Raw genomic sequence first — 22,897 nt, 5'->3', positions numbered from 1 at the left:
AGTGGGCAAATGCCCGCCGAAATCGCGTGTCGTGCCGCATTGAGGCATCACTTTGCGGCGCGCATGCCGCGCACGCGATTCGCGGCGCTACAATGATCGGCGTGTTTCACCCGACCCATGGATGCCTGTCCCGATGCGGATTCTGCTTGTCGAAGACGACCGAATGATTGCCGAGGGCGTGCGCAAGGCGCTGCGCTCGGACGGCTTTGCGGTCGACTGGGTGCAGGACGGCGACGCGGCGCTCACGGCGCTCGGCGGCGAGACGTACGACCTGCTGCTGCTCGACCTCGGCCTGCCGAAGCGCGACGGCACCGACGTGCTGCGCACGCTGCGCGCACGCGGGTTGTCGCTGCCCGTGCTGATCGTCACCGCGCGCGACGCCATCGCCGATCGCGTGAAGGGGCTCGACGCGGGCGCCGACGATTACCTCGTCAAGCCGTTCGACCTCGACGAACTCGGTGCGCGGATGCGCGCGCTGATCCGCCGCCAGGCCGGGCGCAGCGAGTCGCTGATCCGCCACGGCGCGCTGACGCTCGATCCCGCTTCGCACCAGGTCACGCTCGACGGCGCGCCCGTCGCACTGTCCGCGCGCGAGTTCGCGTTGCTCGAGGCGCTGCTCGCGCGGCCCGGCGCGGTGCTGTCGAAGAGCCAGCTCGAGGAAAAGATGTACGGCTGGGGCGAGGAGATCGGCAGCAACACGGTCGAGGTCTACATCCACGCACTGCGCAAGAAGCTCGGCTCGGACCTGATCCGCAACGTGCGCGGGCTCGGCTACATGGTCGTCAAGGAAAGCTGACGCGTGAGGTCGATTCGTCATCAATTGCTGATCTGGCTGCTCGCGATCGTCGTCGCCGGCGTCGGCCTCGCAGGCTGGCTGATCTACCGGCAGGCGCTCGCCGAGGCGAACGAGCTGTTCGACTACCAGCTGCAGGAAATCGCCGCGGCGCTGCCGTCCGAGCCGTTCTCGCAGGTGTTCGGCTCGCGGACCAACGGCGACGAAGGCATCGTGATCCAGATCTGGAACCGCAACGGCGTGCTGATGTACTTCTCGCATCCGCGCGCGCCGATCGCGCCGCGCGCGGAGCTCGGCTTCTCGACCGAGCGCACCGATCGCGGCGAATGGCGCGTGTACGGCGCGATCGTCGGCGACAACGTCGTGCAGCTCGCGCAGCCGCTGTCGGTGCGCAACCGGCTCGCGGCGAACGTCGCGCTGCGCACGCTGTGGCCGCTGATCGTGCTGCTGCCGTTCCTCGGCGCGGCCGTGTGGGTGATCGTCGGGCGCGGGCTGGCGCCGCTCGGCCGCGTGACGCGCGCGGTCGAGGCGCGCCGGCCGGAAGCGCTCGATCCGCTGCCCGACGAGCGCCTGCCGCTCGAGGTGCAGCCGCTCGTGCGCGCGCTGAACGGGCTGCTCGCGCGGCTGTCGGCCGCGCTCGACACGCAGAAGGCGTTCGTGGCCGACGCCGCGCACGAACTGCGCACGCCGCTCGCGGCCGTGCAGATCCAGGCGCAGCTCGTCGCCCGCGCGAAGGACGACGCGTCGCGCCGCGAGGCGGTCGCGGATCTCCAGGACGGCGTCACGCGCGCGACGCGCCTCGCGGAGCAGTTGCTCGCGCTTGCCCGCGCCGAGCCGGACGGTGCGACGATGCGCGAGCCGGTCGACCTGCAGGCGCTGCTGGCCGAATGCGTGGCCGCGCATGCGCCGCTCGCGCAGCGGCGCGACATCGATCTCGGCTTCGAGGAGACGCGCGCGGCGAGCGTCGTCGCGGATGTCGGCGCGCTGCGCGTGATGTTCGGCAACCTGCTCGACAACGCGGTGAAGTACACGCCGGACGGCGGCCGCATCGACGTGTCGCTGACCTCCGACGCGGCCGGCCGCGCATGCGTGCAGATCGGCGACAGCGGGCCCGGCATCCCGGCCGACGAGCGCGAGCGGGTGTTCGACCGCTTCTACCGCGACAGCTCCGCGCGGGCGCGTGCCGACTTGTCGGGCAGCGGGCTCGGGCTCGCGATCGTCAAGCGCGTGGCGGCGCAGCAGGGCGCGACGGTGTCGCTCGGCGACGCGGCCGCAGGCGGCCTGCTCGTCAGCGTCGTGTTCCGCGACGCCGAGATGCCGGCCGAGGCGCCGCCGCAGTCCGAATCCGTGTGAAGAACGCGGTCGGACGGGCCTTGCCGGCCCGCTTAAGCGCCGCTTAAGGCTGATTAAGCCTCCTTTAAGTCAGGGTCGTTACGCTGCGTCCTAACAAAGAGGAGGTCCTACGATGAACACCCGATTCCTTGCGCGCGGCGCCGTCGCAGTCGCCGTGGCGGCCGCCCTGTCGGCCGGTTACGTTGCCGGCACCCGCCGCGCCGATCCGCAGATCATCACGCCCGCGCAGGCGGCCGCGCTGATGCCGGCCGAGGCGGCCGCGAAGACCGGCATCCCCGATTTCTCCGGGCTCGTCGAGACCTACGGCCCGGCGGTCGTGAACATCAGCGCGAAGCACGTCGTGAAGCAGGTGGCGCGGCGCGTGCCGCAGCCGCAGCTGCCGATCGATCCGAGCGACCCGTTCTACCAGTTCTTCAAGCACTTCTACGGCCAGGTGCCGGGCATGGGCGGCGACGCGCAGCCGGACGACCAGCCGAGCGCGAGCCTCGGTTCCGGGTTCGTCATCAGCTCCGACGGGTACATCCTCACCAATGCGCACGTGATCGACGGCGCGAACGTCGTCACGGTCAGGCTGACCGACAAGCGCGAATACAAGGCGAAGGTCGTCGGCTCGGACAAGCAGTCCGACGTCGCGGTGCTGAAGATCGACGCGAGCGGGCTGCCGACCGTGAAGATCGGCGATCCGGCGCAGAGCAAGGTCGGCCAGTGGGTCGTCGCGATCGGTTCGCCGTACGGCTTCGACAACACGGTCACGTCGGGCATCATCAGCGCGAAGTCGCGCGCGCTGCCGGACGAGAACTACACGCCGTTCATCCAGACCGACGTGCCGGTGAACCCCGGCAACTCGGGCGGCCCGCTGTTCAACCTGCAGGGCGAGGTGATCGGCATCAACTCGATGATCTACTCGCAGACGGGCGGCTTCCAGGGCCTGTCGTTCGCGATCCCGATCAACGAGGCGATCAAGGTGAAGGACGAACTCGTGAAGACGGGTCACGTGAGCCGCGGCCGCCTCGGCGTCGCCGTGCAGGGGCTGAACCAGACGCTCGCGAGTTCGTTCGGGCTGCAGAAGCCGGACGGCGCGCTCGTCAGCTCCGTCGATTCGAACGGCCCGGCCGCGAAGGCGGGCCTGCAGCCGGGCGACGTGATCCTGTCGGTCAACGGTTCGCCGGTCGCCGATTCGACGTCGCTGCCCGCGCAGATCGCGAACCTGAAGCCGGGTACGAAGGCCGACCTGCAGATCTGGCGCGACAAGTCGAAGAAGTCGATCAGCGTGACGCTCGGCGCGATGGCCGATGCGAAACTCGCGTCGAACGACGGCGGGCCGGTCGAGCAGGGCCGCCTGGGCGTCGCTGTGCGTCCGCTGTCGCCGCAGGAGCGCAGCGCCAGCAACCTGTCGCACGGGCTGATCGTGCAGCAGGCCGGCGGGCCGGCCGCCAACGCGGGCATCCAGCCCGGCGACGTGATCCTCGCGGTCAACGGCCGCCCGGTCACGAGCCCCGAGCAGTTGCGCGACGCGGTGAAGGGCGCGGGCAACAGTCTTGCTCTGCTGATCCAGCGCGATAATGCACAGATCTTCGTGCCGGTCGACCTGAGCTGACCGGCGACGGCCGACGGCCGGCCAGGCCGGCCGCGGCGGGCGCCGTCGTCCGACCCCGTGGCGTGGCGCCCCGTATGTGTTCCGACCCAAAGGAGAGAGCCATGCAATATCTACGCAACGTGTCCCGATTTGCCGTCGCCGCGGCGTTGGCCGCCGGCCTCGCAGCCGGCGCGACCGGCGCGTACGCGCAGTCGGACGGCTTGCCCGCCGCGCGCCAGCAGGGCGACGTCACCTTCGTGTCCGGCGGCATCGGGCTGGACGAATCGACGGCGTTCCAGCGCAACGAGGCGAAGTGGCCGCTGGCGCTGCGCTTCACCGGCAAGGGCGGCGAATTCCTGGCCGACGTCCATGTGCGGATCGTCGACGGCAAGGGTGCCGAAGTGCTGAAAACCGACACGCGCGGGCCGTACATGCTCGTGCAGGTGCCGCCGGGGCGCTATACGGTGCAGGCGTCGTACCAGGGTAGCGACGAATCCCGTACCGTCACGGTCGGCGCGAAGGGCGGCGCGAAAGCCGCGTTCCAGTGGAGCGCGCAGTAGCCCGCCGCACGCGGCCCCCGCCCGGGTTGCGCAATCGGACGAAGTTTCGCCCATAATGAAAGCCACGGCACTCGTGCCGTGGCTTTTTTCGTTTCCTGTCACCGGCCTGCCTGCCGGGCCGCCCGAAGGAGAAACGATGTCAGACGCCGCCGCCCCTCACGTTGAAATCGTGCCCAACCGCCATCGCGTGCGCGTGATCCACCGCGGCATCACGTATGCCGATTCGCACGGCGTGCTGACCGTGCGGGAAGCGGGGCTGCCGGACGTCCATTACCTGCCGCGCGGCGACGTCAACATGCGCAGGCTCGTGAAGTCGGGCGTGACGAGCGCCTGCCCGTTCAGGGGCGAAGCCGTGCATTTCGACTTGCAGACGGAAGACGGCGTGATCGAGAACGCCGCATGGAGTTACGAGGAACCGAAGGCGGCCGCTGCCGCGCTTGCGCACTACGTCGCCTTCGATGTCGCACGGATCGACAGTCTCGTCGAGACGTCCTGATGCGGCGCGCGTTCATCGGGGAGACATCATGGAACTGAACGACACGTTACGCGTCCCGCTCGCGCCGCCTGTCGTGCGGGAGGCCTTCGAGGATCCCGCATTGCTGCGGGCGAGCTTCGACCATTGCGAATCGTTCGTGAAGCTCGCGCACGGCGAGTTCGCGCTGACGATCACGGTGCCGCTCGGCCCGCTGCGCGCACGCTACGACGTGCGTGCGCATGCGGCCGGCGAGCAGGGCGATGCGGAAGGGCGGCCGCGCCGCGTGATCAATTTCAAGGCGCGGGCCGACGGCCTCGGCGCGCTGCGCGGCCAGGTCGAACTGGTGCTGCTGCCCGATGACGAGGCGAACGCCACAAGCATCGAGTACGTGGTCTGGGCGACGGCGAGCGGGCCGCTCGTCGAGTTGCCGGCGCGGCAGATCGAGAATGCGCTGCGCGAGTGGACCGACGATTTCTTCCGCGAGTTCTGCGCGGTCGTGCAGGCGAAGCACGGCCTCGCGCCGAATCGCGCGAACCCGGCCGCACAGCGGCGCCAGCATGTGTTCCTGCGGCCGGCGTCGCTGATGGCCGCGACGAAGCGTCCGCTGCCGCCGCACGCTGGCGGCGCGCCGACCGGGCGTGCCGCCAGCGTGCTTCATCATCGCGGTGCGGGCACGGTGCCCGTCTGGGCATGGGCGGCGATGATCGTGTTCGTCGCGCTGCTGCTTTATGCGGCGCGCTGGATCAACGGCGGCTGAGCGGCCGAGCCGCTGAACCCCGCCGGTTTCGCTTCACGGCCCGCCCGCCTCCGCGCGCGGCGGGCATTACTGCTCCGCACCGGCATCGGCACCGGCTCCGGCGCCGCGGAATTCCCTTCGATACGCAGACGGCGACGTGCCGAGCGCGCCCGCGAAATGCTGGCGCAGCGACACGCTCGACCCGTAGCCGGCCGCCTGCGCGATCGCGTCGATCGATTGCCCGGTGGTTTCCAGCAGATGCTGCGCGCGCGCGAGCCGCTCGGCCTGCAGCCACGCGGTGACGGTCGTGCCGGTCGCCTGGCGGAAGTGGCGCGTGAACGTGCGCCGGCTCATCAGCACGCGTTCGGCGAGCGAATCGACGCTGTGCGCGGCGTCGAGGTGCGCGCGCACCCAGTCGAGCAGGCCCGCGAGCCGCGCATCGCGCGGGTGCGCGGCGACCGGCTGCGGCACGTACTGGGCCTGCCCGCCCTGGCGGTGCGGCGGGATCACGAGGCGGCGCGCGATCCGGTTCGCGGCATCCGAGCCGAAGCGCCGCCGCACGACGTGCAGGCAGCAGTCGAGCCCGGCGGCCGTGCCGGCCGACGTCATCAGGTTGCCGTCGTCCACGTACAGCACGTCGGGATCGAGCTTCACGCACGGAAAGCGTTGCGCGAAGTCGTCGGCCCACGCCCAGTGCGTGGTGGCCGGGCGGCCGTCGAGCAGGCCGGCCGCGGCGAGCACGTACGCGCCGAGGCACAGCCCGACGAGCTGCGCGCCGCGTGCGGCGACCGCGCGCACCGCGTCGAGCAGCTCGTCGGGCGGCGCTTCGTCCGGGTCGCGCCACGCCGGCACGATGACGATGTCCGCGTCGTCGAGTGCGTCGAGCCCGTACGGCGCGGTGATCGTGAAGCCGCCCGTCGTCGCGAGCGGGCCGCGCTCGGCCGAGCAGACGCGAAACTCGAACGCCGGCGATGCGACCGCGTCGCGCTCCTTGCCGAACACGACGGACGGCACCGACAGGTGGAACGGGCTGATGCCGTCGTATGCGATCACGGCGACGACGGTCGGGGCGGGCGAGGTGGGTGACGCGACGGCGGTCATGACGGGCTCCGGAATGGCGATGGCCCGATTTTATCGAAGAATGGCTATCGGGCCACTGTCCGCGCGGGCGATGCGGTCCGACAATGCATCGCATCGCGCCGCTGGCCGCCTCGTTCCGGGGCGGGGCCGCGCGTCAGGACCAGGAGCCATTCATGTCGAACACCGCCTCGCATACCACCTCCCGCCGCGCGCTGATCGTGATCGACGTCCAGAACGAATACGTGACGGGCAACCTGCCGATCGAGTATCCGCCGCTCGACGTGTCGCTCGCGAACATCGGCCGCGCGATCGACGCCGCGCATGCGGCCGGCGTGCCGGTGATCGTCGTCCAGCACGTCGCGCCGGCCGGCGCGCCGATCTTCGCGCCCGGCACCGACGGTGTCGCGCTGCACGCAGTCGTCGCCGGCCGGCCGTACGCGCACCTGATCGAGAAGGCGCAGGCGAGCTCGTTCGCCGGGACCGATCTTGCCGCATGGCTCGACGCGCACGGGATCGACACGCTCGCGGTGGCCGGCTACATGACGCACAACTGCAATGCGTCGACGGTCTATCACGCGGCGCACGCGGGACTGAACGTCGAGTATCTCGAGGATGCGACGGGTGCGTTGCCGTACGAGAACGAAGCGGGCGCGGCGAGCGCCGAAGAGATTCACCGCGCGTACACGGTGGTGTTCCAGTCGAATTTCGCGGCCGTGATGTCGACCGACGCGTGGATCGCCGGGCTGGCCGGCGCGCCGATGCCGAAGCGCGATTCGGTAGCCGCGTCGAACCGGCGGGCACGCGCGCATCGCGCGAAGGCGGCCTGAGCCGGGCGGGGAGACGGAGGCGGGCAAGCGCATTGCCGCGACTGTTGCGCGGCCCGGCTCGCCGATCGATGAAAATGAAACGGCGCGCGGGCGGCCGCCGTGCCGTCAGTCTTTTTCCTTCAGCATCGCCGGGCTGTAGCGCAGCATGTCGAAGCAGCCGTCGACGAGCTTTTCCGCATGCTGTTCGGCGTCGATCTCGTCGGGCAGCATCAGCATGTCGCGCACGAAGCCGCTGACGAGCGTGTGCAGCATCAGCGTCGCGCGCCACGTATCGAGCCGCTCGGGCAGCAGCTTGAGCCGCACGGCGCCCGCGAGATCGGCGTCGATCGTGTGCAGCGCCTCGCTCATCCCCGCGCGGTTGCGCTGCAGCAGCGGCTCCATGTCCGCGACGTATTCGCACTTCATGAACAGGATGCTGAACACGCGCCGCAACTGCGAGTCGCGCTGCACGCCGAGCAGGCACCAGATCAGGATCTTGCGGATCTTCTCGAGCGGATTGCCGCCCGGTGCATCGAGCGGCATCCGCTTCAGCTCGTCGATCGGCAGGAACACGCGGTCGAACATCGCGTCGAACAGCTCGCTCTTGTTCGCGAAATGCCAGTAGATCGCGCCGCGCGTGACGCCGGCGTGCTGGGCGATGTCCGCGAGCGACGTGTGCGACACGCCCTTCTCGAAGAACACGTGTTCGGCGGCATCGAGAATGCGATTGCGCGTCTCGAGCGCCTCCTCCTTGGTACGTCTGACCATGTGCAGGCCTGATTGGATCGATCGTAGGTGAATATAGGGTCCGCAACCCTCGTTGCCGTCATGCGGATTGGCTATGCTTGCGACTGGTAATAATTCGTAAGACTGGACAGTCGGCGCGATACAAACGGGCTTTTTACATACATTCGTGAATGTATATACAATACCACCCTACGATCGAATGACCCAAGTGGCAATCAGTTAATATCCCACTCTGCTGATTCCCGCCCCAAGTACCATCCGCAGTTCGCGGCATCCCGTCGGCATGGAGGTTTTGTGCCGACGTGCTGTATCCAGCAGTCCAGTAATTCAGGTGTTCGATCTGCGCCGCGAGGCGCATCCGTGTTGCGCTCCCGCCGGGTGCTGCACTTATTCCATTGGTTACACACAGAGGTCGCTCCATGCGCGTCGAACGGGTTCCATACCGCTTGATCACTGTCGCGGCAGCCGCGGTTTTCCTGGCTGCCTGCGGAAAAAAAGAATCGGCACCGCCGCCGCAAACGCCGGAAGTCGGCGTCGTCACCGTCCAGCCCCAAGCCGTACCGGTCTTCAGCGAGCTGCCCGGCCGCACCAGCGCGTTCCTCGTCGCGCAGGTCCGCGCGCGGGTCGACGGCATCGTGCTGCGCCGTGAATTCACCGAAGGCACCGACGTCAAGGCCGGCCAGCGTCTGTACAAGATCGATCCGGCGCCGTATATCGCCGCGCTGAACAGCGCGAAGGCGACGCTCGCGAAGGCGCAGGCGAACCTCGCCACGCAGAACGCGCTGGTCGCGCGCTACAAGGTGCTGGTGGCCGCGAACGCGGTCAGCAAGCAGGACTACGACAACGCGGTGGCCACGCAAGGGCAGGCCGCGGCGGACGTCGCGTCCGGCAAGGCGGCGGTCGACACCGCGCAGATCAACCTCGGCTACACCGACGTGGTCTCGCCGATCACCGGCCGCGTCGGCATTTCGCAAGTGACGCCGGGCGCGTACGTGCAGGCGAGCCAGGCGACGCTGATGTCGACGGTGCAGCAGCTCGACCCGGTGTATGTCGACCTCACGCAGTCGAGCCTCGAAGGCCTGAAGCTGCGCCAGGACGTGCAGAGCGGCCGCCTGAAGACGAGCGGCCCGGGCGCGGCGAAGGTGTCGCTGATCCTCGAGGACGGCAAGACCTATGCGGAGCCGGGCAAGCTGCAGTTCTCGGACGTGACGGTCGACCAGGCCACCGGCTCGGTGACGATCCGTGCGGTCTTCCCGAACCCGGGCAAGGTGCTGCTGCCGGGGATGTTCGTGCGCGCCCGGATCGAGCAGGGCGTGAACGAGAACGCGTTCCTGGTGCCGCAGATCGGCGTCACGCATGACCAGAAGGGCCAGGCGATCGCGATGGTGGTGAACGCCGGCAACAAGGTCGAGCCGCGTCCGCTGAAGACGACGGGCATGCAGGGCCAGAACTGGATCGTCGAAGGCGGTCTGCAAGCGGGCGATCACGTGATCGTGCAGGGCGGCGAGAAGGTACGCCCGGGTGCGACCGTGAAGTCGGTACCGGCGCAGCTCGCACCGGCGGCCGATGCCGCATCGGGCGCCGCCGCCGCAACCGCCGCACCGGCTGGCGCCGGTTCCGGCGCCGCCGCCGCTTCCGGTGCCGCCGCATCGGGCGCCGCGCCGGCGAGTGCTGCCGCTGCTTCGAGCGCGCAATAACAGGGAGCCTGTTTCATGGCAAAGTTTTTTATCGATCGCCCGATCTTCGCGTGGGTGATCGCCATCATCCTGATGCTGGCCGGGGTCGCGGCGATCTTCACGCTGCCGATCTCGCAGTATCCGACGATCGCGCCGCCATCGATCCAGATCACCGCGAACTACCCGGGCGCTTCCGCGAAGACGGTGGAAGACACGGTGACGCAGGTGATCGAGCAGCAGATGAGCGGTCTCGACAACTTCCTGTACATGTCGTCGACGAGTGACGACTCGGGCAACGCGACGATCACGCTGACCTTCGCGCCGGGCACCAACGCCGACATCGCGCAGGTCCAGGTGCAGAACAAGCTGTCGCTCGCGACGCCGGTTCTGCCGCAGGTCGTGCAGCAGCTCGGCCTGTCGGTGACGAAGTCGAGCAGCAGCTTCCTGCTGGTGCTCGCCTTCAACTCCGAAGACGGCAGCATGAACAAGTACGACCTCGCGAACTTCGTGGCGTCGCACGTGAAGGATCCGATCAGCCGGTTGAACGGCGTCGGTACCGTCACGCTGTTCGGCTCGCAGTACGCGATGCGGATCTGGCTCGACCCGAACCGCCTGACGAACTACGGCCTCACGCCGGTCGACGTGAGCTCGGCGATCACCGCGCAGAACGTGCAGATCGCGGGTGGCCAGATCGGCGGCACGCCGGCGAAGCCGGGCACCGTGCTGCAGGCGACGATCACCGAATCGACGCTGCTGCAGACGCCCGAGCAGTTCGGCAACATCCTGCTGAAGGTCAACCAGGACGGCTCGCAGGTGCGCCTGAAGGACGTCGCGAAGCTTGAGCTCGGCGGCGAGAACTACAACTTCGACACGAAGTACAACGGTCAGCCGACCGCGGCACTCGGTATCCAGCTCGCGACCAACGCGAACGCGCTCGCGACCGCGAAGGCCGTGCGCGCGAAGATCGACGAGCTGGCACCGTTCTTCCCGCACGGCCTCGTCGTGAAGTATCCGTACGACACGACGCCGTTCGTGAAGCTGTCGATCGAGGAAGTGGTCAAGACGCTGCTCGAAGGTATCGTGCTGGTGTTCCTCGTGATGTATCTGTTCCTGCAGAACCTGCGGGCGACGATCATCCCGACGATCGCGGTGCCGGTCGTGCTGCTCGGTACGTTCGCAGTCATGTCGCTGGTGGGCTTCTCGATCAACACGCTGTCGATGTTCGGCCTCGTGCTCGCGATCGGCCTGCTGGTCGACGATGCGATCGTGGTGGTCGAGAACGTCGAGCGCGTGATGGCGGAAGAGGGCCTGTCACCGAAGGAGGCAACCCGCAAGGCGATGGGCCAGATCACCGGCGCACTCGTCGGCATCGCGCTCGTGCTGTCGGCCGTGTTCGTGCCGGTCGCGTTCTCCGGCGGTTCGGTCGGCGCGATCTATCGTCAGTTCTCGCTGACGATCGTGACGGCGATGGTGCTGTCGGTGCTCGTCGCGTTGATTCTGACGCCGGCACTGTGCGCGACGATCCTGAAGCCGATCCCGCAAGGGCATCACGAAGAGAAGAAGGGTTTCTTCGGCTGGTTCAACCGCACGTTCAACAACAGCCGCGACAAGTACCACGTCGGCGTGCACCACGTGATCAAGCGCTCGGGCCGCTGGCTCATCATCTACCTGGCCGTGATCGTCGGGGTCGGCCTGCTGTTCGTGCGCTTGCCGAAGTCGTTCCTGCCCGATGAAGACCAGGGCCTGATGTTCGTGATCGTGCAGACGCCGTCGGGTTCGACGCAGGAAACGACCGCGAAGACGCTGGCGAACATTTCCGACTACCTGCTGAAGGACGAGAAGGAAATCGTCGAATCGGCGTTCACGGTGAACGGCTTCAGCTTCGCGGGTCGCGGCCAGAACTCCGGTCTCGTGTTCGTGCGCCTGAAGGACTACTCGCAGCGTCAGCATGCGAACCAGAAGGTGCAGGCACTGATCGGCCGGATGTTCGGGCGCTATGCGGGCTACAAGGACGCGATCGTGATCCCGTTCAACCCGCCGTCGATTCCTGAACTCGGTACGGCCGCCGGCTTCGACTTCGAGCTGACGGACAATGCCGGTCTCGGCCACGATGCGCTGATGGCCGCGCGCAACCAGTTGCTCGGGATGGCCTCGAAGGATCCGACGCTGCAGGGCGTGCGCCCGAACGGCCTGAACGACACGCCGCAGTACAAGGTCGACATCGACCGCGAGAAGGCGAATGCGCTCGGCGTGACGGCGGATGCGATCGACCAGACGTTCTCGATCGCGTGGGCGTCGAAGTACGTGAACAACTTCCTCGACACCGATGGCCGGATCAAGAAGGTCTACGTGCAGGCCGATGCGCCGTTCCGGATGACGCCGGAGGACATGAACATCTGGTACGTGCGCAACGGGTCGGGCGGGATGGTGCCGTTCAGCGCGTTCGCGACCGGTCACTGGACGTACGGTTCACCGAAGCTCGAGCGTTATAACGGCATCTCGGCGATGGAAATCCAGGGTCAGGCCGCACCGGGCAAGTCGACCGGTCAGGCGATGACCGCGATGGAAGGGCTCGCGAAGAAGCTGCCGGTCGGTATCGGCTATTCGTGGACCGGCCTGTCGTTCCAGGAAATCCAGTCCGGTTCGCAGGCGCCGATCCTGTACGCGATTTCGATCCTCGTCGTGTTCCTGTGTCTCGCGGCGCTGTATGAAAGCTGGTCGATCCCGTTCTCGGTGATCATGGTGGTGCCGCTCGGCGTGATCGGTGCACTGCTCGCGGCGACGATGCGCGGCCTCGAGAACGATGTGTACTTCCAGGTCGGCCTGTTGACCACCGTGGGCTTGTCGGCGAAGAACGCGATCCTGATCGTCGAGTTCGCGCGCGAGTTGCAGGTGACGGAGAAGATGGGGCCGGTCGAGGCCGCACTGGAAGCGGCGCGCCAGCGGCTGCGCCCGATCCTGATGACGTCGATGGCGTTCATTCTCGGCGTGATGCCGCTCGCGATCAGCAACGGCGCGGGCTCGGGGAGCCAGCACGCGATCGGCACGGGCGTGATCGGCGGGATGATCACGGCGACGTTCCTCGCGATCTTCCTGATCCCGATGTTCTTCGTGAAGGTCCGCGCGATCTTCAGCGGCGAACGGGAAGATGCCGACGAGGCATTGCGCCTGGCTCAGGAGCACGCGAAGCACGAAGAGAAGCCGGGCAACGGCGACGAAGGCAACAAGGGACAGTGATGATGCAAAAACACGCTTTGACTGCAATCGCGGTCGCGCTCTTTGCCACGGGCTGCACGATGGCGCCGCATTACAAGCGGCCCGACGCACCCGTCGCGCAGGCGTACCCGGCCGGCGGCGTCTACGCGACGCAGCCGGGCGCTGCCGGCGCGCGCAGCGCGAACGGCCAGGCGGCGACCGCCATCGGCTGGCGCGAATTCTTCGTCGATCCGCGCCTGCAGCGGCTGATCGAGATCGCGCTGAAGAACAACCGCGACCTGCGCGTGTCGGTGCTGAACATCGAGGCGGCGCGCGCGCAGTACCAGATCACGCGCGCGGGCCTGTTCCCGACGCTCGACGGCACCGGTACGGGCAGCATCCAGCGGTTCCCGGCCGGCGTGTCGTCGACGGGGCAGCCGCTGATCTCGCGCACCTACAACGTCGGGCTTTCCGCGTCGTGGGAGCTCGACCTGTTCGGCCGCGTGCAGAGCCTGAAGGATCAGGCGCTCGCGCAGTACCTGTCGACCGCATACGCGCGGCAGGCGTCGGAAATCTCGCTGGTGTCGCAGGTGGCTGACCAGTACCTGACGCTGCTGTCGACCGACGATCTGCTGAAGGTCACGGAGAACACGCTGAAGTCCGCTCAGGCGTCGTACGACCTGACGAAGCTGCAGTTCGACAACGGCACGGGCTCCGAGCTCGAGCTGCGTCAGTCGCAGACGGTGGTCGAGACGGCGCTCGCGAACCAGCAGGCGCAGGCGCGTGCGCGTGCGCAGGCGCTGAACGCGCTGGTGCTGCTGATCGGCGAGCCGCTGCCGGACGACCTGCCGCCGGGCATGCCGCTCGACGCGCAGAACCTGCTGACGGACGTGCCGGCCGGGTTGCCGTCGGACCTGCTGACGCGCCGTCCGGACGTGATGCAGGCCGAGCAGACGCTGCTGGCCGCGAACGCGAACATCGGTGCGGCACGCGCGGCGTTCTTCCCGAAGATCTCGCTGACCGCGGCATTCGGCACCGCGAGCCCGACGCTCGGCGGCCTGTTCAAGGCCGGTACGGCGGCGTGGTCGTTTGCGCCGAGTATTGCGCTGCCGATCTTCGAGGGCGGTTCGAACATCGCCAATCTCGATCTCGCGCACGTGCAGAAGCGCATCGAGATCGCGAACTACGAGAAGGCGATCCAGTCGGCATTCCGCGAAGTGTCGGACGGGCTGGCCGCACGCGGCACGTACGACCAGCAGATCGCCGCGCTGGAGCGCAACGAGCACGCGCAGCAGCGTCGTTTCGACCTGTCGGACCTGCGCTACAAGAACGGCGTCGACAGCTACCTGTCGGTGCTGACCGCGCAGACGGACCTGTACTCGGCGCAGCAGACGCTCATCAGCGCGCGCCTGGCGCGCTGGACGAACCTGGTCGACCTGTACCGCGCACTGGGCGGCGGCTGGACCCAGCGGGCCGGCGAGACGCCGCGCGCGCCGGATGAGCCGGTCGACTACGACAAGGCGGCCGCCCCGGCGCCTGCGTCGTCGGCGGCAACCAACGGGTAAGCGCGAAGCAGCGCGGGAGCGGGCAACCGCTCCTGTCCGTCGAACCGGCGGTATGTGGAAACGACAACGCCACGGACGAAAGTCCGTGGCGTTTTTTCATTACCGCGTTGCGCCGTCGTCCGGCGCGGCGCGATCAGTGGTGCACGTCGGCGGGGCGCCCGTCGAAGTCGTGTCCGGCGCGGCGGATGTCGCAGCGCGCATCCTTTTCGCCTTTCACGCCGTTGAACACGATGTTCAGGATCACGGCCGTGGCCGATGCCAGCAGGATGCCGCTGTGCAGGATCGGTGCGAGCGCGGGCGGCAGCTTCGAGAAGAAGTGCGGCGACACGACCGGCACGAGGCCCATGCCGACGCTCACGGCGACGATGAACAGGTTGTGGCTGTTGTTCACGAAATCGACCTTCGACAGCACCTTGATGCCGTTCGCGGCCACCATCCCGAACATCACGATGCCCGCGCCGCCGAGCACGAACGGCGGCACCGACGCGACGACCTGCGCCATCTTCGGGAACAGGCCGAGCATCACGAGGATCACGCCGCCCGTCGCGCACACGAACCGGCTCTTCACGCCCGTCACGCCGATCAGGCCGACGTTCTGCGAGAACGACGTATGCGGGAACGAGTTGAAGATGCCGCCGATCAGCGTGCCGAGGCCGTCGACGCGCAGGCCGCGCACCAGGCGATCCTGGTCGACCGGACGATCGACCATGTCGCCGACCGCGAGGAACATGCCGGTCGATTCGATGAACGTGACGAACATCACCGTGACCATCGTCGCGATCGACAGCGGGTCGAAGTGCGGCCAGCCGAAGTGGAACGGCATCACGAAGCCGACCCACGGCGCGAGCGACACGCCTTCGGTGTTCACGCGGCCGAGGATGAACGCGATCACGAAGCCGGCGACGATGCCGAGCAGCACCGAGATGTTCGCGATGAAGCCGCGGCCGAACTTGTTGATCAGCAGGATCAGCGTGAGCACGAGCAGCGACAGGCCGAGATAGACCGGGCTGCCGTATTCGGGGTTGCCGACGCCGCCGGCGGCCCAGTTGATGCCGACCTCCATCAGCGACAGCCCGATCACGGCAATCACGGTGCCGACGACCACCGGCGGGAAGAACCGCAACAGCTTGCCGATCGTCGGCGCCAGCACGATGCCGATGATGCCGGCCGCGATGGTCGAGCCGAAGATGTCGAGAATGCCGAGGCCGGGGTTCGTGCCGATCGCGATCATCGGGCCGACGGCCGCGAACGTGCAGCCCATGATGACGGGCAGGCGGATCCCGAAGATCCACAGGCCCAGCGTCTGGATCAGCGTGGCGATGCCGCACGAAAACAGATCGGCGCTGATCAGGAACGCGATCTGGTCTTTCGGCAGCTTGAGCGCGCCGCCGACGATAAGCGGCACGGCGACGGCGCCGGCGTACATGACGAGGACGTGTTGCAGGCCAAGCGTTACCAGCTTGCCGGTCGGCAGCACCTCATCGCACGGATGGACCGTGTTCGATTGCATCTGTCTCACTCCATGATCTTGTTTTCGGGGTGATACGAAGTTATGCGGAATGAATCCACGCAACAAGAGCGCTGGGTTCTATTCCGTGCTTTGCTGGTTCGATATGCCATTTCGGCATGAAACAGGGTGTCGATCATCGGGAAACTGCCGCAGGAGTGAGGTTCCCCGGTTTTATAGCCCTTCAAAATAGCGCCGGCCCCCATGTCAAATATCGGCCGCTTTATGGTGTGTATCGGCGCGGCCGCATAGTGGCAAAAAGGGGTGTCGGAAAACCGCGCCGGGTTAACCCGCGAACGGCCGCTTTTGCACGCAAGGTGCAGCCCGGCGAAACCCGGCTGCCGACTGCGGCTTCCGTGCATCGCATTGCGCTGCGGTGACCGCAAAAGCCGGGGCGAGTATCGCGATCCCGTTATCATCGACATCCGTTCATTCGAATTCACCGTCACGTCATGCGCCTGCTCGGAATCGACCTCGGCACCGGCTCCGTCAAACTCGTCACGCTCGATGCCGATGGCGTCGAGCGCGCGGTCGCGAGCGAACCTTATGCGTTGTCGTCGCCGCGGCCCGGCTGGGCCGAGATCGCGCCCGACGCGTGGTGGCAGGCGCTCGTGCGCGCGGCCGCGCACCTGCCTGCCGGCGAGCGCGCGCAGGTCGCGGCGATCGGCTTCTCGGGGCAAATGCATGGCGTCGTGCTGATCGACGCGGCCGGGCAGCCGGTGCGGCCCGCGCTGCTGTGGCCCGACACGCGCGCGGTGCGCGAAGCGGACGCGTCCGATTGGTCCGTCGCCGGATCGCCCGCCGCCGGATTGCCCGTCGCCCCGAACCCCGTTGCGCCGGGCATGGCAGGCCCGCTGTTGCGCTGGCTGGCCGAGCACGAGCCCGATGCGCTGCGCGCCGCGCGCTGGGCCGTGCAGCCGAAGGACTGGCTGCGCATCGCGCTCGGCGGCGACGTCGCGGCCGATCCGAGCGATGCGTGCGCGACCGCGCTCGCGACGCCCGACGGTGCATGGGATACGGCATTGATCGCAGCGCTCGGCCTGCCGGCCGACCGGTTCGCGCCGGTCCTTGCGTCGACTGCGCGCTGCGGCGTGCTCGGTGCGCAGGCGGCCGCGGCGCTCGGCCTGCCGGCCGGCGTGCCGCTGGCGACGGGCGCGGCCGACACCGCATGCGCGGCGCTCGGCAGCGGGCTCGCCGCGGCCGGCGACGCGCTGCTGACGACGGGCAGCGGCGGCCAGATCGTCGTGCTCGCGGATGCGCTGCCGCCCGCGCGGCGCGGGCTGCATCGCTATCGCGCGGCAGCCGGCGGCGGTTATTACACGATGGCCGCGATACAGAACGTCGGGCTCGCGCTCGAAGCCGTGCGCGGCTGGCTCGGTTATTCGGGATGGGCGGATGCGTATGACGACGCGTTCGCGCAACCGGCGTCGGAACGGCTGTGCTTCCTGCCCTACCTGACCGGGGAGCGTTCGCCGTGGATGAACCCCGATGCGCGCGGCGGCTGGCTCGGCCTCGGGCTCGGCGACACGCGCGGCGCGATGATGCGCGCCGCGTTCGAAGGCGTCGCGTTCGCGCTGCGCGCGGGGCTCGATGCGATCCGCGATGCCGATCGTCGCGACCCGGTGACGACGCTGCGTCTCGCGGGCGGCGGCTCGGTCGATCCGCGCTGGCGCCAGTTGCTCGCCGACGCGCTCGGCGCGTCGCTGCACGCGATCGATTGCCCGAACGCCGCGACGCGCGGCGCCGCGCTGCTCGCGGGCGTCGCGATCGGACACTGGCGCGAAGATGCGTTGCGCGCGCTGGCGCCGGCCGCGTCGCCGGTCGCCGCGCCGCGCGACGACCGCCTGCTGGCCGCGCGCCACGCCCGCTTCATCGATCTGTATGCGCGCACGGATGCATGGTTCACGACGGGCGTTTAAACTCGAACACTTGTTCTTTTGCGTCAGCGATGACGCATCGTGGCAAGCCGGCGACCGTTTCCGGCTCGCGGTGTGCGGCGGGAGCGGCCATCATGGCGAGCACGAGATGCTTTTGCCGTGTCGCGCGCGAGGTCGCGCGGCATGGTTTCGACAGCTTTGAACGGGGCCCGGTGCGAATGGGACCTGCGTAAGCGCCGAAGCGCCGCCCCGGGGCAACCTAATTGACAGACAGGAGTGACACGATGAAAACGAAAGCCGCGATTGCATGGAAGGCGGGTGCACCGCTGACGATCGAGGAAGTCGATCTCGAAGGGCCGCGCGCAGGCGAAGTGCTGATCGAAGTGAAGGCGACGGGCATCTGCCACACCGACTACTACACGCTGTCGGGTGCCGATCCGGAAGGGATCTTCCCGGCGATCCTCGGCCATGAAGGCGCGGGCGTGGTGGTCGACGTCGGCCCCGGCGTCGGCACCGTCAGGAAGGGCGACCACGTGATTCCGCTCTACACGCCGGAATGCCGCGAGTGCAAGTTCTGCCTGTCGCGCAAGACCAACCTGTGCCAGAAGATCCGCGCGACGCAGGGCAAGGGCCTGATGCCCGACGCGACGTCGCGCTTCTCGCTCGACGGCAAGCCGCTGTTCCACTACATGGGCACGTCGACGTTCTCGAACTACATCGTCGTGCCGGAGATCGCGGTCGCGAAGGTGCGCGAGGACGCGCCGTTCGACAAGATCTGCTACATCGGCTGCGGCGTGACGACGGGCGTCGGCGCGGTCGTCTACTCGGCGAAGGTCGAGGCCGGTGCGAACGTCGTCGTGTTCGGCCTCGGCGGGATCGGCCTGAACGTGATCCAGGGCGCGAAGATGGTCGGCGCGGACAAGATCATCGGCGTCGACATCAACCCGAAGCGCGTCGAGCTCGCGAAGAAGTTCGGGATGACGCACTTCATCAACCCGAACGAAGTCGAGAACGTCGTCGACCACATCGTGCAGCTGACCGACGGCGGCGCCGACTACTCGTTCGAATGCGTCGGCAACGTGAAGCTGATGCGCCAGGCGCTCGAGTGCACGCACAAGGGCTGGGGCCAGTCGTTCATCATCGGCGTGGCCGCGGCGGGCGAGGAAATCAGCACGCGTCCGTTCCAGCTCGTGACGGGCCGCGAGTGGAAGGGCTCGGCGTTCGGCGGCGCGCGCGGCCGCACCGACGTGCCGAAGATCGTCGACTGGTACATGGAAGGCAAGATCAACATCGACGACCTGATCACGCACACGCTGCCGCTCGAGCGGATCAACGAAGGCTTCGACCTGATGAAGCAGGGCGAGTCGATCCGCTCGGTCGTGCTGTACTGACCGGGAGCGCACCGTCATGCTCGAACTCGTTTCCTCGCATGCGTGCCACGGCGGCGAGCAGCGCTTCTACCGCCACGATTCGACGGCGATCGGCCTGCCGATGAAGTTCTCGGTGTACCTGCCGCCGCAGGCCGCGCACGGCCGCGTGCCGGCGCTGTTCTACCTCGCGGGGCTGACCTGCACCGACGAGACGTTCGCGATCAAGGCCGGCGCGCAGCAATACGCGGCACAGCATGGCATCGCGCTCGTGATGCCCGACACGAGCCCGCGCGGCGCGGGCGTGCCGGGCGAGACCGATGCGTGGGACTTCGGCGTCGGCGCGGGCTTCTACGTCGATGCGACCGAGGCGCCGTGGTCCACGCATTACCGGATGGAGTCGTACGTGGCGGGCGAGCTGCGCGAGCTCGTCGCGGCCGAGCTGCCGATCGACGGCGCGCGGCTCGGGATCTTCGGCCACTCGATGGGCGGGCACGGCGCGCTGACGCTCGCGCTGCGTCATCCCGGCCTGTACCGGTCGGTGTCGGCGTTCGCGCCGATCGCCGCGCCGACACGCTGCCCGTGGGGCGAGAAGGCATTCTCGGGTTATCTCGGCGACGATCGCGACGCGTGGAACGCGCACGACGCGAGCGAGCTCGTCGCGCGCGCCGATGCGCCGAAGTTCGCGGACGGCATCCTGGTCGACCAGGGCCTCGCCGATCAATTCCTCGCGAACCAGCTGAACCCCGACGTGTTCGAAGCCGCGTGCGCGAAGGCCGGCCAGCCGCTGACGCTGCGCCGCCATCCGGGCTACGACCACGGGTACTACTTCATCTCGACGTTCATCGCCGATCACATTGCGCATCACGCGCGCGTGCTCGCCCGATGAGCGGAGTCAGGTAACGCACGCATCGCCGCACGCGATTGCAGGCGCATAAAAAACGCCGGCGCTGCCCTCGGGCACGCCGGCGTTTTCATTGGCATCGGGCGGCGATCAGTGGCGTCGCAACAGGCTCGCGCCGTACACGAGCGCCGACAGCGCGGTGATCCAGAAGCTCGTCGGCCAGTCGGTGTGATATGCAAGCGTGATGCCGGCCCACGCCTCGAACAGCGCGAACAGCGCGGCGAGCAGCACGCCCGTCGACAGCCGCGTCGACACGTTCTGCGCGGCCGCGGCCGGCCCGACCAGCAGCGTGAACACGAGCAGCACGCCGACGATCTGCGTCGCGGCGGCCACCGCGAGCGCGCACACCGCGAGGAACAGCATCGACACCGTGCGCAGCGACACGCCCTTGGCTTCGGCCAGTTCGGGCTGCAGCGACGCGAACAGCAGCGGCCGCGCGATCAGCGCGAGCGCGATCAGGCTCACCGCGCCGATGCCGGCCAGTACCGCGAGCGTGTCGTGGTTGACCGCGAGCACGTTGCCGAACAGCAGCGCGGTCACCTGCGTCGCGAACGACGTATAGAAATGCAGGAACAGCAGGCCGAAGCCGAGCGCGCCCGACAGGATCACGCCGATCGCGACGTCGCGGCCCGCAAGCCGTTCGCCGAGCGCGCCCATCCCGATCCCGGCCGCGAGCGTGAAGCCGACCATCCCCCAGATCGGCGAGATGCCGAGCAGCACCGCGCCCGTCGCGCCGGTGAAGCCGACGTGCGACAGCGCATGGCCGGCGAAGGTCTGCCCGCGCAGCACCAGGAAGTAGCCGACGATGCCCGCGAGCACCGCGACGATGCCCGACGCCGCGAAGGCATTGATCATGAAGTCGTATTCAAACATCGTGCGAATGCCCGGGATGAGCGTGTCCGTGGTGGTGATGGCCGTGGCCGCCGCCGTGCGAGTGGCCGTCGTCGTCCTCGTGTTCGTGGTCGTGCTTCTCGATCTCGACGTCGCCCGACATCACGAAGATCTTGCCGTTCACGCGCATCACGTCGATCGGCGATCCGTAGAGGCGCGACAGCACGGGCTTCGTGATCACCTCGTCGACGGTGCCGAGCGCCGCGACGCCATTGCCGAGATACAGCACGCGGTCGAGCGCGTTCAGCAGCGGATTCAGTTCGTGCGCGGAGAACAGCACGGTGATGCCGAGCTCGCGCTGCACGTTGCGCACGAGTTCGACCACGCCGCGCTGGTGGTTCGGGTCGAGGCTGATCAGCGGCTCGTCGAGCAGCAGCAGCTTCGGGCTGCCGAGCAGGCACTGCGCGAGCAGCAGGCGCTGCCGCTCGCCGCCCGACAACTCCGACAGCGGCCGGCGCGCGAGCGTCGGGCCGCCGACGAGGTCGAGCACGCGGTCGACGTCGCGGCGCGTCGCCGCGTTGGTGTGCGGCAGCCCCCAGCGATGGCCGTCGGCGGCCATCGCGACGAAGTCGTAGCCGCGCATCCGGCGGTTCGCGAGGCCGCTCCTGATCTGCGGCATGTAGCCGATCGACGCGTTGCCGCGCACGACCGGCACGCCGCCGACCGACAGCGTGCCGGCCGAGACGGGCACGAGGCCGAGCACCGCGCGCATCAGCGTCGTCTTGCCCGCGCCGTTCGGCCCGAGCACGCCGACGAATTCGCCGGGTTCGATCGAGAAGCTGACGTCGCGCAGGATCGTGCGTCCGCCCAGTTCGAGCGTGACGCGATCGACTGCGAGTGCGTGGGGAGTGGCGGTCATGTCGTTGCAGTCGCTTATTTCTTGCCGGCCGAAAGCGCGCTGGAGAGCGCATCGAGCTGGCCGGCCATCCATTGCTGGAAGGTCTTGCCGGCAGGCTGCGTCTCGGTGACGCTGACGGCCGGCACGCCGCCGTCGCGCGCGATCTTCAGCATGCGCTTGGTCATCGGCGCTTCGGCCTGGCTGTTGTAGATCAGTACGCGCACCTGCTTCTTGCGCAGGTCGTTCTCGAACGCCGCGACGTCCTGCGCGCTCGCCTCGGTGTCGTTCATCGTCGCGAGCTGGAAGCGCTGGTTGCGCATGTCGAGCCCGATCGCGTCGGACATGTAGCCGAACACGGGCTCGGTGGCCGTCACCGGCACGCCCTTGTACTGCGCGCGCAGCGCGGCGACCTTGTCGTCGACGGGCTTCAGCGACGCGACGAACTTCTGCAGGTTCGCGTCGTAGTCGGCCTTGTTCGCCGGGTCGGCGCGGCCGAACTCGGCCGCGATCGCGCGCGCGGCGGCCGGCATCGTCGCCGGGTCGTACCACAGGTGCGGGTTGTCGCCGGCCTTCTTGCCGACGAGATCGGCGACGACGATCGTCGCGCGCTTCGCCTGCTTCGATGCGCCGAGCAGCTTGCCCATCCACGGATCGTAGTCGGCGCCGTTGTAGATCACGACCTGCGCGTGCTGGAGCGCGCGGGCGGTCTTCGGGCTGGCTTCGAACAGGTGCGGATCCTGGTCGGGATTGCTGAGGATGCTCGTGACCGCGACGTGGCGGCCGCCGATCTGCGCCGCGACATCGCCGTAGAAATTCTCGGCGGCGACGACGTTGACGGTCGCGGCCTGCGCGAACGCGGGCGCCGCGAGCGACAGCGCGGCGGCAGCGGCGGAAAGCCAGCGGACAGGCGACAGGGCGCGCCGCGGCGCGCGCTTCAAGGCAATGGACATG

Annotated in this window: 19 protein-coding genes; 13 read left to right on the top strand and 6 right to left on the bottom strand. The window is 68.3% G+C overall.

Annotated elements, in window-relative coordinates; translation table 11 throughout:
* The first annotated feature begins 133 nt into the window (after positions 1–133).
* The 6 genes from MRS60_RS13965 to MRS60_RS13940 all read left to right on the top strand — a co-directional run bounded on the left by MRS60_RS13965 (position 134) and on the right by MRS60_RS13940 (position 5,514).
* The gene (locus MRS60_RS13965; protein WP_034178909.1) at positions 134–796 is read left to right on the top strand and encodes a response regulator; all 663 of its coding nucleotides are present in this window, start codon (positions 134–136) and stop codon (positions 794–796) included.
* 3 nt (positions 797–799) lie between these two features.
* The gene (locus MRS60_RS13960; protein ID WP_034178908.1) at positions 800–2,146 is read left to right on the top strand and encodes an ATP-binding protein; all 1,347 of its coding nucleotides are present in this window, start codon (positions 800–802) and stop codon (positions 2,144–2,146) included.
* 112 nt (positions 2,147–2,258) lie between these two features.
* The gene (locus tag MRS60_RS13955) at positions 2,259–3,743 is read left to right on the top strand and encodes a DegQ family serine endoprotease (RefSeq protein ID WP_034178907.1); all 1,485 of its coding nucleotides are present in this window, start codon (positions 2,259–2,261) and stop codon (positions 3,741–3,743) included.
* 101 nt (positions 3,744–3,844) lie between these two features.
* On the top strand, positions 3,845–4,282 hold the full coding sequence (locus tag MRS60_RS13950; RefSeq protein WP_034178906.1) for a carboxypeptidase-like regulatory domain-containing protein: 438 nt from the start codon (positions 3,845–3,847) through the stop codon (positions 4,280–4,282).
* A 136-nt stretch (positions 4,283–4,418) separates the two neighbouring features.
* On the top strand, positions 4,419–4,778 hold the full coding sequence (locus MRS60_RS13945; RefSeq protein ID WP_034179415.1) for a DUF427 domain-containing protein: 360 nt from the start codon (positions 4,419–4,421) through the stop codon (positions 4,776–4,778).
* Between the two features lie 28 nt (positions 4,779–4,806).
* Positions 4,807–5,514 (top strand): CoxG family protein, encoded by a 708-nt coding sequence (locus MRS60_RS13940; RefSeq protein ID WP_175748924.1) that lies wholly within the window; start codon positions 4,807–4,809, stop codon positions 5,512–5,514.
* 66 nt (positions 5,515–5,580) lie between these two features.
* Here the strand turns inward: MRS60_RS13940 and MRS60_RS13935 are convergent, their stop codons facing one another.
* Positions 5,581–6,594, bottom strand: coding sequence for a helix-turn-helix domain-containing protein (locus MRS60_RS13935; protein ID WP_243564860.1), 1,014 nt, complete (start codon positions 6,592–6,594; stop codon positions 5,581–5,583).
* Between the two features lie 152 nt (positions 6,595–6,746).
* On the opposite strand from MRS60_RS13935, the gene MRS60_RS13930 reads away from it, so the two are divergent.
* Positions 6,747–7,400, top strand: coding sequence for a cysteine hydrolase family protein (locus MRS60_RS13930; RefSeq protein ID WP_034179414.1), 654 nt, complete (start codon positions 6,747–6,749; stop codon positions 7,398–7,400).
* Between the two features lie 105 nt (positions 7,401–7,505).
* On the opposite strand, the gene MRS60_RS13925 is transcribed toward MRS60_RS13930, so the two are convergent.
* The gene (locus tag MRS60_RS13925) at positions 7,506–8,147 is read right to left on the bottom strand and encodes a TetR family transcriptional regulator (protein ID WP_105390038.1); all 642 of its coding nucleotides are present in this window, start codon (positions 8,145–8,147) and stop codon (positions 7,506–7,508) included.
* 398 nt (positions 8,148–8,545) lie between these two features.
* Between MRS60_RS13925 and MRS60_RS13920 the strand changes: the two genes are divergently transcribed.
* The 3 genes from MRS60_RS13920 to MRS60_RS13910 are packed head-to-tail and all read left to right on the top strand — an operon-like array spanning position 8,546 to position 14,562.
* Complete coding sequence (locus MRS60_RS13920; RefSeq protein ID WP_243564859.1) at positions 8,546–9,823, top strand: efflux RND transporter periplasmic adaptor subunit; 1,278 nt, start codon at positions 8,546–8,548, stop codon at positions 9,821–9,823.
* A 15-nt stretch (positions 9,824–9,838) separates the two neighbouring features.
* A complete protein-coding gene (locus MRS60_RS13915; RefSeq protein WP_105390039.1) occupies positions 9,839–13,039 on the top strand; it encodes an efflux RND transporter permease subunit in 3,201 nt (1,066 codons plus the stop codon).
* Entirely contained in the window at positions 13,039–14,562 is a 1,524-nt protein-coding gene (locus MRS60_RS13910) for an efflux transporter outer membrane subunit (protein ID WP_105390040.1), read from the top strand. The genes MRS60_RS13915 and MRS60_RS13910 overlap by 1 nt, the downstream gene beginning before the upstream one ends.
* 133 nt (positions 14,563–14,695) lie before the next feature.
* On the opposite strand, the gene MRS60_RS13905 is transcribed toward MRS60_RS13910, so the two are convergent.
* Complete coding sequence (locus MRS60_RS13905) at positions 14,696–16,072, bottom strand: nucleobase:cation symporter-2 family protein (RefSeq protein WP_034178899.1); 1,377 nt, start codon at positions 16,070–16,072, stop codon at positions 14,696–14,698.
* Between the two features lie 449 nt (positions 16,073–16,521).
* Between MRS60_RS13905 and MRS60_RS13900 the strand changes: the two genes are divergently transcribed.
* The 3 genes from MRS60_RS13900 to fghA all read left to right on the top strand — a co-directional run bounded on the left by MRS60_RS13900 (position 16,522) and on the right by fghA (position 20,202).
* Complete coding sequence (locus tag MRS60_RS13900) at positions 16,522–17,988, top strand: xylulokinase (protein ID WP_243564858.1); 1,467 nt, start codon at positions 16,522–16,524, stop codon at positions 17,986–17,988.
* A 242-nt stretch (positions 17,989–18,230) separates the two neighbouring features.
* Positions 18,231–19,337: an S-(hydroxymethyl)glutathione dehydrogenase/class III alcohol dehydrogenase gene (locus MRS60_RS13895; protein WP_034178897.1), complete on the top strand. Its 1,107-nt coding sequence runs from the start codon at positions 18,231–18,233 to the stop codon at positions 19,335–19,337.
* 16 nt (positions 19,338–19,353) lie between these two features.
* On the top strand, positions 19,354–20,202 hold the full coding sequence (gene fghA, locus MRS60_RS13890) for an S-formylglutathione hydrolase (RefSeq protein ID WP_243564857.1): 849 nt from the start codon (positions 19,354–19,356) through the stop codon (positions 20,200–20,202).
* A gap of 105 nt (positions 20,203–20,307) precedes the next feature.
* On the opposite strand, the gene MRS60_RS13885 is transcribed toward fghA, so the two are convergent.
* The 3 genes from MRS60_RS13885 to MRS60_RS13875 are packed head-to-tail and all read right to left on the bottom strand — an operon-like array spanning position 20,308 to position 22,896.
* The gene (locus MRS60_RS13885; protein WP_034178895.1) at positions 20,308–21,090 is read right to left on the bottom strand and encodes a metal ABC transporter permease; all 783 of its coding nucleotides are present in this window, start codon (positions 21,088–21,090) and stop codon (positions 20,308–20,310) included.
* Positions 21,083–21,967, bottom strand: coding sequence for an ABC transporter ATP-binding protein (locus MRS60_RS13880; protein WP_034178894.1), 885 nt, complete (start codon positions 21,965–21,967; stop codon positions 21,083–21,085). Before MRS60_RS13880 ends, MRS60_RS13885 begins: the two co-directional genes overlap by 8 nt.
* A 14-nt stretch (positions 21,968–21,981) precedes the next feature.
* Positions 21,982–22,896 carry a metal ABC transporter solute-binding protein gene (locus MRS60_RS13875; RefSeq protein ID WP_243564856.1) on the bottom strand — a complete coding sequence of 305 codons (915 nt, stop codon included), beginning with the start codon at positions 22,894–22,896 and terminating at the stop codon, positions 21,982–21,984.
* Position 22,897: the final 1 nt, after the last annotated feature.

The sequence above is a fragment of the Burkholderia pyrrocinia genome (assembly GCF_022809715.1).
In the GTDB taxonomy this organism is placed as follows: domain Bacteria; phylum Pseudomonadota; class Gammaproteobacteria; order Burkholderiales; family Burkholderiaceae; genus Burkholderia; species Burkholderia pyrrocinia_C.
The sequence above is the reverse complement of the archived record's forward strand: the minus strand, read 5'-3'. Positions and strand labels throughout refer to the sequence as shown.

Coding starts and splice junctions, on each gene's coding strand:
- MRS60_RS13965 (WP_034178909.1), top strand. CDS start 134: ATGCGGATTCTGCTTGTCGAAGACGACCGAATGATTGCCGAGGGCGTG.
- MRS60_RS13955 (WP_034178907.1), top strand. CDS start 2,259: ATGAACACCCGATTCCTTGCGCGCGGCGCCGTCGCAGTCGCCGTGGCG.
- MRS60_RS13950 (WP_034178906.1), top strand. CDS start 3,845: ATGCAATATCTACGCAACGTGTCCCGATTTGCCGTCGCCGCGGCGTTG.
- MRS60_RS13945 (WP_034179415.1), top strand. CDS start 4,419: ATGTCAGACGCCGCCGCCCCTCACGTTGAAATCGTGCCCAACCGCCAT.
- MRS60_RS13940 (WP_175748924.1), top strand. CDS start 4,807: ATGGAACTGAACGACACGTTACGCGTCCCGCTCGCGCCGCCTGTCGTG.
- MRS60_RS13935 (WP_243564860.1), bottom strand. CDS start 6,594: ATGACCGCCGTCGCGTCACCCACCTCGCCCGCCCCGACCGTCGTCGCC.
- MRS60_RS13930 (WP_034179414.1), top strand. CDS start 6,747: ATGTCGAACACCGCCTCGCATACCACCTCCCGCCGCGCGCTGATCGTG.
- MRS60_RS13925 (WP_105390038.1), bottom strand. CDS start 8,147: ATGGTCAGACGTACCAAGGAGGAGGCGCTCGAGACGCGCAATCGCATT.
- MRS60_RS13920 (WP_243564859.1), top strand. CDS start 8,546: ATGCGCGTCGAACGGGTTCCATACCGCTTGATCACTGTCGCGGCAGCC.
- MRS60_RS13915 (WP_105390039.1), top strand. CDS start 9,839: ATGGCAAAGTTTTTTATCGATCGCCCGATCTTCGCGTGGGTGATCGCC.
- MRS60_RS13910 (WP_105390040.1), top strand. CDS start 13,039: ATGATGCAAAAACACGCTTTGACTGCAATCGCGGTCGCGCTCTTTGCC.
- MRS60_RS13905 (WP_034178899.1), bottom strand. CDS start 16,072: ATGCAATCGAACACGGTCCATCCGTGCGATGAGGTGCTGCCGACCGGC.
- MRS60_RS13900 (WP_243564858.1), top strand. CDS start 16,522: ATGCGCCTGCTCGGAATCGACCTCGGCACCGGCTCCGTCAAACTCGTC.
- MRS60_RS13895 (WP_034178897.1), top strand. CDS start 18,231: ATGAAAACGAAAGCCGCGATTGCATGGAAGGCGGGTGCACCGCTGACG.
- fghA (WP_243564857.1), top strand. CDS start 19,354: ATGCTCGAACTCGTTTCCTCGCATGCGTGCCACGGCGGCGAGCAGCGC.
- MRS60_RS13885 (WP_034178895.1), bottom strand. CDS start 21,090: ATGTTTGAATACGACTTCATGATCAATGCCTTCGCGGCGTCGGGCATC.
- MRS60_RS13880 (WP_034178894.1), bottom strand. CDS start 21,967: ATGACCGCCACTCCCCACGCACTCGCAGTCGATCGCGTCACGCTCGAA.
- MRS60_RS13875 (WP_243564856.1), bottom strand. CDS start 22,896: ATGTCCATTGCCTTGAAGCGCGCGCCGCGGCGCGCCCTGTCGCCTGTC.